This is a genomic window from Nonomuraea sp. NPDC047897 (assembly GCF_043204415.1).
GTDB lineage: Bacteria > Actinomycetota > Actinomycetes > Streptosporangiales > Streptosporangiaceae > Nonomuraea.
Genome location: NZ_JBIDCC010000001.1, coordinates 588,056 through 601,554, shown reverse-complemented (window position 1 = coordinate 601,554; position 13,499 = coordinate 588,056). Strand labels below are relative to the sequence as shown.

The following is a 13,499-nucleotide window of genomic DNA, read 5'->3' as shown; positions in this document are numbered from 1 at the left end:
CCCTACGGAGCTCATTCATGACCACATACCCGACCGACCTGGTCACCGTCGAACCCGACGCCGTCCTGCGCCGGCAGCGCGACCGGGAGTCCTCGGCGCGCACCTACGCCCGCTCCTTCCCGATCGTCCCGGTACGAGGGGACGGCATGGTGATCGAGGGCGCCGACGGCCGCCGCTACCTCGACTGCCTGTCCGGCGCGGGCACGCTGGCCCTCGGCCACAACCATCCGGTCGTGCTGGAGGCGATCCGGCGCACCGTGGACAGCGGAGCCCCGCTGCACGTCCTCGACCTGGCGACGCCGGAGAAGGACGAGTTCACCGACGCGCTGTTCGCCACCCTGCCCGCCGGTTTCGCCGACCGGGCGCGGATCCACTTCTGCGGGCCCGCCGGGACCGACGCCGTGGAGGCGGCGCTGAAGCTCATGCAGACCGCGACCGGCCGCCACGGGCTGCTGGCGTTCACCGGCGCCTACCACGGCATGACTACGGGGGCGCTGGCCGCCACCGCGAACGTCGCGGTCAAGGAGCCCGTCGCCGGGATCGCCGCGGACGTGACGCGCCTGCCGTACCCGTACCCGTACCGCTGCCCGTTCGGCGTCGGCGGCGAGCGCGGCGCCGAGCTGTCGGCCGCCTACACCGAGCGGCTGCTCGACGACCCGGCGGGCGGCGTCGTCCCGCCGGCCGCGATGATCCTCGAAGCGGTGCAGGGCGAGGGCGGCGCGGTGCCGGCCCCGGACGGGTGGCTGCGCCAGATGCGCCGCATCACCGCCGAGCGGGAGATCCCGCTGATCGTCGACGAGGTGCAGACGGGCGTGGGACGGACCGGGACGTTCTGGGCGGTCGAGCACAGCGGGATCGTGCCGGACGCGATGGTGCTGTCCAAGGCCATCGGCGGCAGCCTGCCCCTGGCCGTCCTCGTCTACCACGAGGACTACGACGGCTGGCTGCCCGGCGCGCACACGGGAACGTTCCGCGGCAACACCCTGGCCATGGCGGCCGGTGCGGCCACGCTGCGCCACGTCGCGAGCGAGGACCTGGCCGGGCGGGCCGCCACGGTGGGGGCCCGGATGAAGGCGCGGCTCGACGCGCTGCGCGCCGAGCTGCCCGTGATCGGCGACGTCCGGGGGCGCGGGCTGATGCTCGGTGTGGAGCTGGTGGACCCGGAGGGCGCGCCCGACTCGTGCGGAGCGCACCCGGCCGCGCCGCGCACGGCCGCCGACGTGCGCGCGGCCTGCCTGAAGCGCGGGCTCATCGTGGAGCTGGGCGGCCGCTACGACGCGACCGTACGACTGCTGCCGCCCCTGGTGATCACCGACGAGCAGGCGGAGGCGGTCCTCGACCGGCTGGCCGACGCCGTCGCCGAGGTCACCGCGTCGCGCCCGGCCGGGCGGCGGTCATGACGTACGGCCCGAACGAGGCCGAGCCGGACGGCACCGGCCCGAACGGCGCCGGGCCGCGCACGGCCGGCGTGCTGACCGCTCCCCCGGAGCCCGCCCGGTCCGCGGTGGGAACCGGGACCGCGGGGAACGCTGACCGCGTGAAAGACGAGCGCCTGAACGACGAGCACGTGAACGACGAGCGCGTGAACGACGAGCGCGAACAGGCCCCCACGCAGCAGGACCCCGCCCGGCGCGCGTGGAGTGCCACCGCGCCGGCGGGCGGCGTGGCCGGTGCGGCGGCTCTGGCGCCCGCCGTGAGCACCGTTCTCGCCGCCCTCGCCGCAGGGGCGGAGCGGCGGGGCGGCCCCGTGCCGGCCGGCACGCCCGAGGAGCTGGCGGCCGACGTCGGCCGGGCGCTGGCGGCCGACGGCGACGACCCGCTGCGGGAGCTGACCGCGCTGCTGGCGTACGGCAGCGCCGACCCGGCCGACCCGGCGTGCGCCGCGCACCTGCACTGCCCGCCGCTCGCCGTCGCGGTCGCCGCCGACCTGGCTGTGTCGGCGCTCAACCCGTCGCTGGACTCCTGGGACCAGGCCCCCGCCGCGACCGAGTTGGAGACGCTGCTGCTGCGCGAGCTGGCCGCGCTCGTCGGCTACCCCGGCGGGGCCGCCGGGGTCGTCACCTCGGGCGGCACCGAGTCCAACCTCATGGGCCTGATGCTGGCCCGCGACCAGGTCCTCGGCCGGGTGTCCGGGCGGCCGGTCCAGCTCGGCGGCGTGCCGGCCGGCGGACCGCGGCCGCGCATCTTCGCCTCCGCCGCCGCGCACTTCTCGGTCCGCCGCTCGGCGGCCCTGCTCGGCCTGGGCGAGGACGCCGTCGTGTCCGTCCCGGTGGACCGGAACCTGCGGATGGACCCCGACGCGCTGGCCGGGGCGCTGCGCGCGTGCGCCGGACGCGGCGAGCTGCCGGTCGCCGTGGTGGCCACGGCCGGCACCACCGACACCGGGGCGATCGACCCGCTGGAGCGGTGCGCGGCGCTGGCCGCCGAACACGGCGCCTGGCTGCACGTGGACGCCGCCTACGGGGGCGGCGCGCTGCTGTCGGACCGGCTCGCGCCGCTCGTGGCGGGCATCGAGCTGGCCGACTCGGTCTCCCTGGACTGGCACAAGCTCGGCTGGCAGCCCGTCGCCGCCGGGGTGTTCCTGGTGCGCCGGGAGGAGACGTACGAGTCGCTGGCCCGCCGTGCCGCCTACCTGAACCCGGCGGACGACGAGGAGGCCGGCTACCCGAGCCTGCTGGGCCGCTCGCTGCGGACGACCCGCCGCGCCGACGCGTTCAAGATCGCGGTCACGTTGCGGGCGCTGGGGCGCGCCGGGCTGGGGCGCCTGGTGGACGCCTGCCATGACCTGGCCCGCGCCGGGGCGGCGGCGGTGCGCGCCCACCCGCGGCTGGAGCTGCACGCCGACCCGGTCCTGACGGCGTTCCTGTTCCGGTACGTGCCCGCCGACCCGGCCGCTGCCGACCTGGTGAACGCCCGGCTGCGGCGCCGCCTGCTGCGCGCGGGCCGGGCGGTGGTGGGCCGCACCGAGCTGCCGGGCGACGGCCCCGGCCGGGTCCGGCTCAAGCTCACCCTGCTCAACCCGCACACGACCGCGGACCAGGTCGAACGGCTCCTGCACGCGGTCGCGGCGGCCGGCCAGGCCGAGGAGGACGCGCTGTGAACATCCCCGACGGCGCGGCGGACCCGCTGGACCTGCCCGATCCGGGGCGGGCCGGCGAGGCGGCCGCCGTGGAGACGCTGCTGCGCGCCTACGTGCGGGAGACCGCGACGCCGGTGCCGCCGCCGGGCACGGACCTGCTGCTGGACTTCCCCGCCAGCGGGGTCCGGCTGCGGGTCCCGGTGCGCTACCGGTCGGCGACCGGCTGGCACCGCTTCGGCGAGCCCCGTGTGACCGGCAGCTCAGGCGAACGGGCGGGCGAACGGGCGGGCGAACCGACGGACGAACGGGCGGACGAACGGGCGGACGAACGGGCGGACGAACGGGCGCGCGCGAGAACGGGCGAGCGGGTGGCGGACGCGGCGCTGGTGGCGGCCGCGGCGGTGCGGGAGACCGTGGTGCGCCGGGACCTGCCCGCGCACCTCGGGTCCGACGCCGCCGCCCGGGTGCTGAACTCCGCCCGCCGCACCGCCGCGCACCTGGCCGCGCGGCGCGCGGAGGGGCCCGGCGGGCGCGGGCCGACCCCGTTCCTCGACGTCGAGCAGGCGCTGCTGCTCGGGCACCCGTTCCATCCGGCGCCGAAGAGCCGCGAGGAGGCGTCCGACGGGGAGCTGGCCGACTACTCGCCCGAGCTGCGCGGCTCGTTCGCGCTGCACTGGTTCGCCGCGGACCCGGCCGTCGTGGCGGGCGAGAGCGCCGACGGGCGGACCCCGGCCGAGCTGGGCCGCGACCTCGCGCCGGAGCTGGACCTGCCGGACGGCATGGTGCCGCTGCCCGCCCACCCGTGGCAGGCCCGCGAGGTGCTGCGCCGCCCCGAGGTGGCCGCCCTGGTGGAGGCGGGGCTGCTGCGGCCGCTCGGCCCGGCCGGCCCGGCCTGGCATCCCACGTCGTCGGTGCGGACCGTGCACCGGCCCGGCGCCGACGTGATGCTCAAGCTGTCGCTCGGCATGCGGATCACCAACTCTCGGCGCAACAACCTGCGCTCCGAAATGCGCCTCGGCGTCCAGGCGGCCCGGCTGCTGGCGGCCGGGCCCGCGCGGTGGCTGCGCGCCGAGCACCCGGACTTCGCGATCCTGCGCGACCTCGCGTGGATCTCGGCCGGCACCGGCGGCGAGACGGGTCTGGAGACGGCCATCCGCGACAACCCGTTCCGGGGCGGCGGACGCGAGGGCCTGTGCGTGGCCGGGCTGCTGGCCGAACGCACCGGCCCCGGCGACGGCTCCCCGCCCCCGCACCGGGCGCTGCTGTCGGCCGCCCTGGACCGGACGGTCCGGGCGCGCGGCCTGCCGCCCGGCGAGGCCGCGGCGCTCTGGCTGACCCGCTACCTCGACGTGCTCGCCGTTCCCCTGATCCGGCTGCAGGCCCGGTACGGCGTCGCCCTCGAACCCCACCACCAGAACACCCTGGTCGCGCTGGACGGCGACGGCCTGCCGAGCGCCGGCTGGTACCGCGACAGCCAGGGCTACTACGTGGCCGCCTCCCGCGCCGCCGAGCTGGACCGGCTGCTGCCCGGCCTGGCCGACGGCCTCGACCTCGTCTTCGACGACGCGTTCGTGGACGAGCGGGTCGCCTACTACCTGGGCGTCAACAACCTGCTCGGCCTGGTCGGCGCGTTCGGCGCGCTGGGCCTGGCCGATGAGGGCGACCTGCTGCGCGTGCTGCGGGCCGCGCTGGAGCGGCTGCGCGCCGCCGAACCCGGCGCCAAGGGCCTGCTCGGCCTGCTGCTGGACGCCCCGGCCCTGCCCTGCAAGGGCAACTACCTGACCTGCGTGGACGGCCGCGACGAGCTCGTCGGCGACGTCCACACCCAGTCCGTCTACATCGAGCTTCCCAACCCACTCACGGAGGTGGAGCGGTGACCGCCCGCTATGACCTGGTCGGCGTCGGCATAGGTCCCTTCAACCTGTCCCTGGCCGCGCTGTCGGACGGCGTCCCGGGGCTGCGCTCCCTCTTCCTGGACGCCCGGCCGGCCTTCTCCTGGCATCCGGGGCTGCTCATGGAGGGGACCGTGCTCCAGGTGCCGTTCCTGGCCGACCTGGTGACGATGGCGGACCCGACGAGCCCCTGGTCGTACCTCAACTACATCCGCAGCCACGACCGGATGTTCCCGTTCTTCTTCTCCGAGCGGTTCCACATCCCGCGCCGCGAGTACGACCACTACTGCCGGTGGGTCGCCGAGCGGCTGCCGTCGTGCCGGTTCGACGCCGAGGTGACGGCGCTGGAGTGGGACGAGACGGCGCAGGCGTTCGCGGTGACGTACCGGTCGGCCGCCGGAGCCGTGACGCGGGTGTTCGCCGGCCAGGTGGTGCTGGGGGTCGGCACGGCGCCCGTCGTGCCGGAGCCGCTGCTGCCCCTGCTCACCGAGGAGAACGCCGGCCGGGTGCTGCACAGCGCCGACTACCGCACCCACCGCGACCGGCTGGCCGCCGCCGCCGACGTGACCGTGGTCGGGGCGGGCCAGTCGGGCGCCGAGGTGGTGCTCGACCTGCTGCGCCGCCAGGACGGCGACGGGCGTGGCGGGCCGTACGTGCGCTGGCTGGCCCGCACCCCCGCGTTCGCGCCGATGGAGTACTCCAAGCTCGGCCTGGAGCACTTCACCCCCGACTACATCGGCTACTTCCGTGGCCTGCCCGAGGACCGGCGCGAGCGGCTGGTCCGCGAGCAGTGGCAGCTCTACAAGGGCGTCAGCGCCGAGACGCTCGGCGACATCCACGACGAGCTGTACGAGCGGACCATCGGCGGCGCCGAGCCGCGGGCCGCGCTGCACCCCGGCGTGGAGGTGGTGTCGGCCAGCGCGGGCGGCGACGGTTACGCGCTGACCTGCCGGCATCGCGAGCAGGAGGCGTTCTTCCAGGTGCGCACGTCCGCCGTGGTGCTGGCCACCGGGTACGCCGCAGCCCGGCCCGCGTTCCTGGAGCCGCTGGCCGACCTGGTGGACTGGGACGGCCGGGGCCGCTACCAGGTGGACGGCTGCTACCGGGTGGCGCTGGACCCGCGCGTGTCGGGCTCGCTGTACGTTCAGAACGCCGAGCTGCACACCCACGGCGTCGGCGCGCCCGATCTGACGCTGGGCGCGTGGCGGGCGGCGACCATCCTGAACGCGGTGGCGGGCCGCACGGTGCTGCGGGTGCCGGAGCGGGCGGCGTGGACGACGTTCGGCGCGCCCCGGCTGCCCGGCCACCAGCAGCGGGCCGTCCCGGCGGAGGCCGCCGAGGGCTCGCTGCGGTGACCACGGACGTCACCGCCGGCGAGGTCACGGCGGAGGCCGGGCGGCCCGCCCGGCACGCCAGGGTGGTGCTGATCTCGGTGATCGGGTTGCACCTGGTGGCCGAGACGGCGCTGACGCCGTTCCTGCCGCAGCTCTTCGAGCGGCTGTACGGCATCACCGATCCGGGGGCGACCGGCGGCTACCTGTGGATCTGCCGGATCGTCGGCCTGGCCGCGCTGCCGCTGTGGGGCCTGGCGGCGCGGCGGTGGCCGCTGCACCGGCTGGTGCTGGCCGGGCTGTGCGGCTCGGCCGTGTTCGACCTGCTGCTCGGGCTGGCTCCGAGCCACACGGCCTACACCGTGCTGTCGGGGGCCGTCGTGGCGACCAACAGCGCCCTGCTGCTGGCCTACCCGGCGTTCATCGCCGAGCACGACGGGGCCGGGCAGCCGGACGGGGAGCGGGCCCGGCTGGCCGGGATCTGCTCGATCGTCGTCGTGTTCCACCTGTCCACGGTGGTGGCGACGGTCGTCGGCGCCGGGGTGCTGGCGCTGCCGGAGCCGCGCGTGGGCATCTCCGCGTTCGCCGTCCTGGACGTGGCGCTGGCCGTGCTGACCTACCGCGTCCTCGGCCGCCGGTCGGCCGCCCGCACGGTGCCGGCCGCGGTGCCGGCCGCGGTGCCGGCCGCGGTGCGGGCGCCCCGCCGGGGCGTCAGGTTCGCGGTGCTCGCCCAGGCGGCGCTGATCGGGGTGGCGTTCGACTTCTCGGTGAACGTGGCCCGGCCGTTCTTCACCGAGTTCGCCGACGGGCTGGGCGGCGGCCCGGCCGGGTCGGCGGTGCTGTTCTTCCTGCCGAGCGTGGCCGCGCTGGCCGTGCTGCCCGCGGTGCGCCGCTGCCACGGCCTGCTCGGCGACCGGCTGCTGCCGGTCGCCCTGGCGGCCGGGGCGGCCGGGCTCGCCTGGCAGGCGCTGTCGTCGTCCGTGGCCGGGCTGGCCGGCGGGCGGCTGCTGTTCGGCGCGGGGCTGGGCCTGGCCCAGGTCGCGGTGGAGCTGTGGGCGTTCCGGGCCACCGGCACGGCGGGGCCGGCGTTCACCGCCGTCGAGACGGTCCGCTCGGCCGGGCTGCTCGCCGCGCCGCTGGTCGCCGCGACGGCGGTCGCGCACGACCTGGCCCTGCCGATCGCCGTCGCCGCGGCCGTCCAGGTGTTCGCCCTGGCCCTGTCCGCGCGTCGCGCCGGCGCCGTTCCCGTCCAGCCCGCACTGTCCTACTCCAAGGAGATCTGATGACCCCCCCTGACCGCGACGCCTGGCAGCAGGCGGGCCGCCGGCTGCTCGCCAAGGCCGTCGAGGAGTTCGCCTACGAGGAGCTCCTCGTGCCCGTGCCCGACGGCGGCTCCGGCCGTCCGGACGCCTACCGGCTGGAGCTGGGCGAGGCGTGCTGGACGTTCCGGGCGGCCCGCGGCACGTTCGGCACCTGGCGCCTGGTGGACGGCACGCTGCGCAGGCTGCCCGAGCCGGCCGGCGGCGAGGAGGCGGGGCCGGAGCTGCTGCTGTTGGACGCCCGCGAGGTGCTCGGCTGGGACGGCCCCACCACGGCGGAGGCGCTGCGCGAGCTGACCGCCACCCGCCGGGCCGAAGCCGAGCTGATCTCCCGCGCCCTGCCCGCCGCCCGGCTCGCCGACCTGGACCACCTCGACCTGGAGGCCCACCAGGACGGCCACCCGTGCATGCTGCTGAACAAGGGCCGGCTCGGCTTCGCCGGCTCCGACGCCGCCCGCTACGCCCCCGAGGCGGGCGGCGAGGTGCGGCTGCTGTGGGCGGCCGTGCACGGCTCGCTCGCCGACTACTCCGGCGTGCCCGGCCTGGACGCCGCGACGCTGCTGGCCGAGGAGCTGGACGACGAGACGCGCAAGCGGTTCGCCGTCGCGCTGGAGGACGCCTGCGCCGCCACCGGCCTGGACCCGGACGGGTTCGCCTGGCTGCCCGTGCACCCCTTCCACTGGGACGAGGCCGTCGCGACGCTGTTCGCCCCGTACCTGGCCGACGGCCGGATCGTGCCGCTCGGCGAGGGCCCCGACCGGTACCGGCCGCTGCAGTCGATCCGCACGCTGGCCAACCTCGACCGTCCGGAGCGGCGCAACGTCAAGGTGCCGCTGCTCATCCGCAACACGCTGGTGTGGCGGGGCCTGTCCACCGAGCCGACCAGGGCCGCGCCCGACGTGACCGCCTGGCTGCACGCCGTCCGCGCCGCCGACCCGTACCTGCGCGACGAGCTGCGCTTCCACCCGCTCGGCGAGGTGGCCGCCGTCGCGGTGCGCCACCCGCTCTACGACGGCGTGCGTGACGCGCCGTACCGCTATCACGAGCTGCTCGGCGCGGTGTGGCGCGAACCGGTGGCGGCGCTGCTCGGCGAGGGCGAGCGGGCGCGCACCATGGCCGCCCTGCTGAAGGTCGGGGCGGACGGCCGCGCCCTGGTGGCCGAGCTGGTCGAGCGGTCCGGGCTCGCGCCGCGCGCCTGGCTGGCCCGTTTCCTGGCGGCGCTGCTGCCGGGGCTGCTGCACTACCTCTACCGGTACGGCGTGGCGTACTGCCCGCACGGCGAGAACACCGTCGTCCTCTACGACGCCGCCGAGGTGCCCGTCGGCATCGCGGTCAAGGACTTCGCCGAGGACGTCAACCTGCTGCCGGAGGACCTGCCCGAGTACGCGAACCTGTCGGAGCGGGCCCGCGGGGTGCTGTTGCGCTGGCCCGCGCGGGACCTGGCGCACTCGCTGCTCAGCGCGGTCTTCGCGGGGCACTTCCGGTTCTTCGCGCCGCTGGCCGAGCGGCACCTCGGCGTGCCCGAGGCGGAGTTCTGGGCGCTGGTCCGCGCCGAGATCGACCGCTACCACGCCCGCTTCCCCGACCTGGCCGGCCGGTCGGAGGCGTTCGGCCTGTACGCGCCGCGATTCGACCGGGTGGCGCTGAACCGGGAGCAGCTCCTCGGCGGCGGCTTCCACGACCGGGCCGAACGGGACGAGGGCTTCGACGTCGTCCACGGCACGGTCGCCAACCCGCTCGCCGCGCAGAAGGAGGAGGACCGATGACGGCGCTCGACTACGAGGAGCTGCGCCACCGGGCGGAGGAGGTCATCGTCGGCGTCCCCGACGTGCAGGGCCGCCTGCAGGGCAGCCGCCTGTCGGTGCCGTACTTCCTGGAGGAGGTGGCGCGGCAGGGCTTCGGCGCGTGCGTCTACCTGCTGGCGTCCGACGTGGAGATGGGGACCGGGCCCGGGTACGCCATCGACGCCTGGAACTCCGGTTTCGGCGACTTCGTGCTGCGGCCCGACCCGGCGACGCTGCGCCCGCTGCCGTGGGACCCCGGGACCGCGCTCGTCCTCGCCGACGCCGTCTGGCCCGGCGGCGAACCCGTCGAGGTGGCCCCGCGCCACATCCTGCGCGCCCAGCTCGACCGGCTCGCCGAACGCGGCCTGACCGCGTTCGCCGGCACCGAGCTGGAGTTCCTGGTGTTCCGCGACACCTACCGCGACGCCTGGGAGCGCCGCTACCACGGCCTGGAGACCGCCACCCGCTACAACGTGGACTACTCGCTGCAGGGGCTGGCCGACATCGAGCCCGTCGTGCGGCGGATCCGCCGCGAGATGGTCCGGGCCGGGCTGCCGATGGAGACGGCCCGCGGGGAGTGCCACGCCGGCCAGTACGAGATCGTCTTCCGCTACGACGAGGCGATGGCCACCTGCGACAAGCACGTCCTGTTCAAGAACGGCGCCAAGCAGATCGCCGCCCAGGAGGGGGTGGCGCTGACGTTCATGCCGAAGTTCGACGAGGGTGAGGGCAACTCCTGCCATGTCCACCTGTCGCTGCGCGGCGCGGACGGCACGGCGGTGTTCGCCGACGAGACGGCCGGCGACGGCATGTCGGAGCTGATGCGGCACTTCGTGGCCGGCCAGCTCGCCTGCCTGCCCGAGCTGACGCTGCTGATGGCCCCGAACGTCAACTCCTACAAGCGGCTGCGGCCCGGCGCGTTCGCGCCCACCGGCATCACGTGGGGCAGGGACAACCGCACCTGCCCGATCCGCGTGGTCGGGGCGGGCGCGTCGCTGCGGATCGAGCACCGGGTGCCCGGCGGCGACGCCAACCCCTACCTGGCCGTCGCGGCCGTCGTCGCCGCCGGCCTGCACGGGATCGAGAACCGGCTGCCGCTGCCGGCTCCCCACGCGGCCAACGCCCTGGCCGACCCGTCGGTGCCCCGCCTGCCGGCGACGCTGGCCGAGGCGCTGCGCCTGTGGGAGGGCGGCGAGCTGGCGGCCAAGGTGTTCGGCGACGCGGTGGTGCGCCACTACGCGCGGGCGGCGCGGGCGGAGCTGGAGGCGTTCGAGACGGCGGTCACCGACTGGGAGCGGATGCGCGGCTTCGAACGCCTGTGACGGGGGTCGTCACGCGCCGACGGGTGTCCTGCCGGGCCGGCGGGCGAAGGCGGGCGCTCGCTCCGGCCGGAACCCGATGCCGATCAGGTGGGCCGTGACCGACCGGATGGCCGGCACCCGCCGGGTGACGACCGCGGCCGCCCTGGGCGGCCCGGCGCGCCGGCCATCGATCGTCGGCCGTACCAGTGCCCGGTGCATCAGCCGCTGGATGGCCTGCACCAGCACGGTGGGCAGCAGCCGCCGGCGGCGCACCCTGGCCAGGTCGGCGGACGTGACGCGCCCGCGCAGCAGCGGCCCGGCGAGCAGGCGGGCGGTGGCGACGGCGTCCTGCACGGCGAGGTTGATGCCGACGCCGCCGATGGGCGACATGGCGTGCGCGGCGTCGCCGATGCACAGCGCGCCGTTGACGTGCCAGCGCGGCAGCAGGTTGAGCCGGACGTCGAGGTGTTTGACGTCGTCCATGGACCGGATCTCGCCGACCCGGTCGGCGAGGCGCGGCAGCACCGTCCTGATCCGCTCGCGGAACGCCTCCACCCCTTCGGCCCGCAGCCGCGCGTCGAGGCCCTTGGCCGCCAGGTAGGCGATCTGGAAGTAGTCCTCCCGTGGGATGACGGCCGCGAAGTGCCCGCGGCTCATGCCGGGCATGAGGGCTCCGGCCTGCTCGTCGCGGGCGCGGGGCAGCCGCAGCCACCAGGCGTCCATGGGCACCGGGTACTCGCGGGGGCGCAGGCCGGCCCGCCGGCGGACGACGGACCAGCGGCCGTCGCAGCCGACGACGAGGTCGGCGCGCAGCTCGCCGGTCGTGCCGTCGGGGTGGCGGTAGCGGACGCCCGTCACCCGCCCGGACTCGCCGACCAGGTCGGTGACCTCGGTGTCCATCCGCAGGTGGAAGCGCGGCTCGGCGCGTCCGGCCGCGGCCAGCAGGTTGAGCAGGTCCCACTGCGGCACCATCGCGATGTACGGGTGCGTGGTGCGCAGCCTGCGGAAGTCGGCCACCACCACCCGCCCGCCGCCCTCGGTGGGGAAGGCGGCCTCGTAGAGCCGGCTCTGCGGCAGCTCGGCGAACCTCTCGCCGAGGCCCAGCTCGTCGAGCAGCAGCAGCGTGGACGGGTGCACGGTGTCGCCGCGGAAGTCGCGCAGGAAGTCGCCGTGCTTCTCCAGCACGGTCACCTCGACGCCGGCGCGGGCCAGCAGCAGGCCCAGCACCATCCCCGCCGGCCCGCCGCCCACGACGGCGCACGTGGTGTGTCCGGTCATCGGCACCACCTTTTTTCATCACCTGTTGAATAACCTCAGCATCGCTCGCCCCCGCCCTCCCGTCAAGCGCGAGTGGACGGCTGCCCGCGTCGGAGATCCCGCCCGTCAGGACTCCCGGCGCGGCCTCCGGAACTCGACGACGTCCTCACCCCGACCGGGAAAAATCATGATCAGCAGGTGCTGCGGGGTCCAGGCGTCGTAGTCGGGCTCGCGGTAGTGCACCCGGACCCGGTAGTGCCCCTTGCCGCGGAACGCCAGGCCGGCCAGGCCCTCACCGGCCATCGGGTCCATCAGCTCGATCGACCCCGACGTGCTCTCGTAGCCCACCTCGACCACGCTGTCCCAGCCCTTCACCTCCACCGGAGGCCGGCGACGGTAGGTCTCGGCGGTCAGGCAGATCTCGAAGTCGGAGTGGCTGAGCACGATCAGGTGCCCGGGACGGGCCGCCACCAGCCCGTTGTCCTGGGCCTTGGCCAGCAGCCCGAGGTCGTAGGGGTCGTACTCCGGCTCCGCCGGATTCCACTCCACCGACTCAAGCACGCCGTAGTCGGTGCGCGTCCGCTCCCTGACGACCCGCAGCGGCCTGACCCGCGGGCGGTGCCGCGCACGGTCGCAGACCCGCTGGGCGGCGGCCTCCTCCGCCCGCCACTCGGCCGCCTCACGCTCCGCCTCCCGCCGGACCACCGCCGCGGCGGCGGGGCAGATCGGGGCGAGCAGCCCGCTGTCACCACCGGACGGCCGGTAGGCCGCGCACCGCGCCCGGCCGTAGGCCAGCGCCAGATGGTCGCCCACCACGGTGAAACGGCCATTCCGGCGCAGCCCGCACAGGAAGGCCAGGCCGCCCACCCGCTCCCCCGACCGGTACGGGTCCCCGCAGCGGTCCAGCGACGTGATCGGACCGGCGGCCAGGTCCGCCACCGGGACCTGCGCGAGCAGCCCGACCACCGCCACCCCCGCCACCCATCGCCGGAACGGCCGGGAACGCAGCAGCCGGCGCACCCGATGCCGCGGGATCCGCACCGCCGCCAGCACGCAGAACGCCGCCACGATGGGCGCGACGTCGGTGTCCAGGAAGAACCGCGCGCCCTCCCAGCCGCCCCAGCTCTCCAGACAGCTCCGGTCCAGCGCCAGGTCCACCGCGAGCCCGGCCGGGCCGAGCCCGTGCAGCAGCAGGATGGCGCCGGCAGCCACCCGGGCCGCGACCCGCCCGGCACGCGGCCGTCCCCGCCGGGTCGCCAGCCAGTGCGCGCCGAGGGCCAGCACCACCAGCGGCGCCGCGCCGTACCAGAACGGCGGCACCCACTGGGCGGCCTCCCAGAGCAGCCGGGTGGCCTGGAAGCCCACCTCACGCCCGGGGCAGAAGGAGAACACCCAGGACGCGATGATGAACGAGCTCCGGTCCAGGGACAGCGCGTAACCCACCCCGGCGCCGGAGATGGAGAGCGCGACCGCCCACCATAATCGCGATCTTGTCGACATGGCCCCACACCGTAGCGGCCCCCGCCGACATCCCGG

General features: G+C 76.0%; 9 protein-coding genes. 7 read left to right on the top strand and 2 right to left on the bottom strand.

The annotated features are described in order from the left end of the window. Positions 1-17 precede the first annotated feature (17 nt). From ACGF0J_RS02735 to ACGF0J_RS02705, 7 genes are all read left to right on the top strand, one after another. A complete protein-coding gene (locus ACGF0J_RS02735; RefSeq protein WP_393141643.1) occupies positions 18-1,400 on the top strand; it encodes a diaminobutyrate--2-oxoglutarate transaminase family protein in 1,383 nt (460 codons plus the stop codon). Between the two features lie 137 nt (positions 1,401-1,537). After that, the gene (locus ACGF0J_RS02730; RefSeq protein ID WP_393141641.1) at positions 1,538-3,100 is read left to right on the top strand and encodes a pyridoxal phosphate-dependent decarboxylase family protein; all 1,563 of its coding nucleotides are present in this window, start codon (positions 1,538-1,540) and stop codon (positions 3,098-3,100) included. After that, complete coding sequence (locus tag ACGF0J_RS02725; protein ID WP_393141639.1) at positions 3,097-4,956, top strand: IucA/IucC family protein; 1,860 nt, start codon at positions 3,097-3,099, stop codon at positions 4,954-4,956. Before ACGF0J_RS02730 ends, ACGF0J_RS02725 begins: the two co-directional genes overlap by 4 nt. Then, entirely contained in the window at positions 4,953-6,326 is a 1,374-nt protein-coding gene (locus ACGF0J_RS02720) for a lysine N(6)-hydroxylase/L-ornithine N(5)-oxygenase family protein (protein WP_393141637.1), read from the top strand. The genes ACGF0J_RS02725 and ACGF0J_RS02720 overlap by 4 nt, the downstream gene beginning before the upstream one ends. Beyond that, positions 6,323-7,585: a hypothetical protein gene (locus tag ACGF0J_RS02715; RefSeq protein ID WP_393141635.1), complete on the top strand. Its 1,263-nt coding sequence runs from the start codon at positions 6,323-6,325 to the stop codon at positions 7,583-7,585. The genes ACGF0J_RS02720 and ACGF0J_RS02715 overlap by 4 nt, the downstream gene beginning before the upstream one ends. Beyond that, the gene (locus ACGF0J_RS02710; protein ID WP_393141633.1) at positions 7,585-9,387 is read left to right on the top strand and encodes an IucA/IucC family protein; all 1,803 of its coding nucleotides are present in this window, start codon (positions 7,585-7,587) and stop codon (positions 9,385-9,387) included. Before ACGF0J_RS02715 ends, ACGF0J_RS02710 begins: the two co-directional genes overlap by 1 nt. After that, a complete protein-coding gene (locus ACGF0J_RS02705; protein WP_393141631.1) occupies positions 9,384-10,727 on the top strand; it encodes a glutamine synthetase family protein in 1,344 nt (447 codons plus the stop codon). Before ACGF0J_RS02710 ends, ACGF0J_RS02705 begins: the two co-directional genes overlap by 4 nt. 9 nt (positions 10,728-10,736) lie before the next feature. Here the strand turns inward: ACGF0J_RS02705 and ACGF0J_RS02700 are convergent, their stop codons facing one another. Beyond that, positions 10,737-11,984 carry an FAD-dependent oxidoreductase gene (locus ACGF0J_RS02700; RefSeq protein ID WP_393141629.1) on the bottom strand — a complete coding sequence of 416 codons (1,248 nt, stop codon included), beginning with the start codon at positions 11,982-11,984 and terminating at the stop codon, positions 10,737-10,739. A 105-nt stretch (positions 11,985-12,089) separates the two neighbouring features. Then, complete coding sequence (locus ACGF0J_RS02695) at positions 12,090-13,463, bottom strand: hypothetical protein (protein ID WP_393141627.1); 1,374 nt, start codon at positions 13,461-13,463, stop codon at positions 12,090-12,092. Positions 13,464-13,499 lie beyond the last annotated feature (36 nt).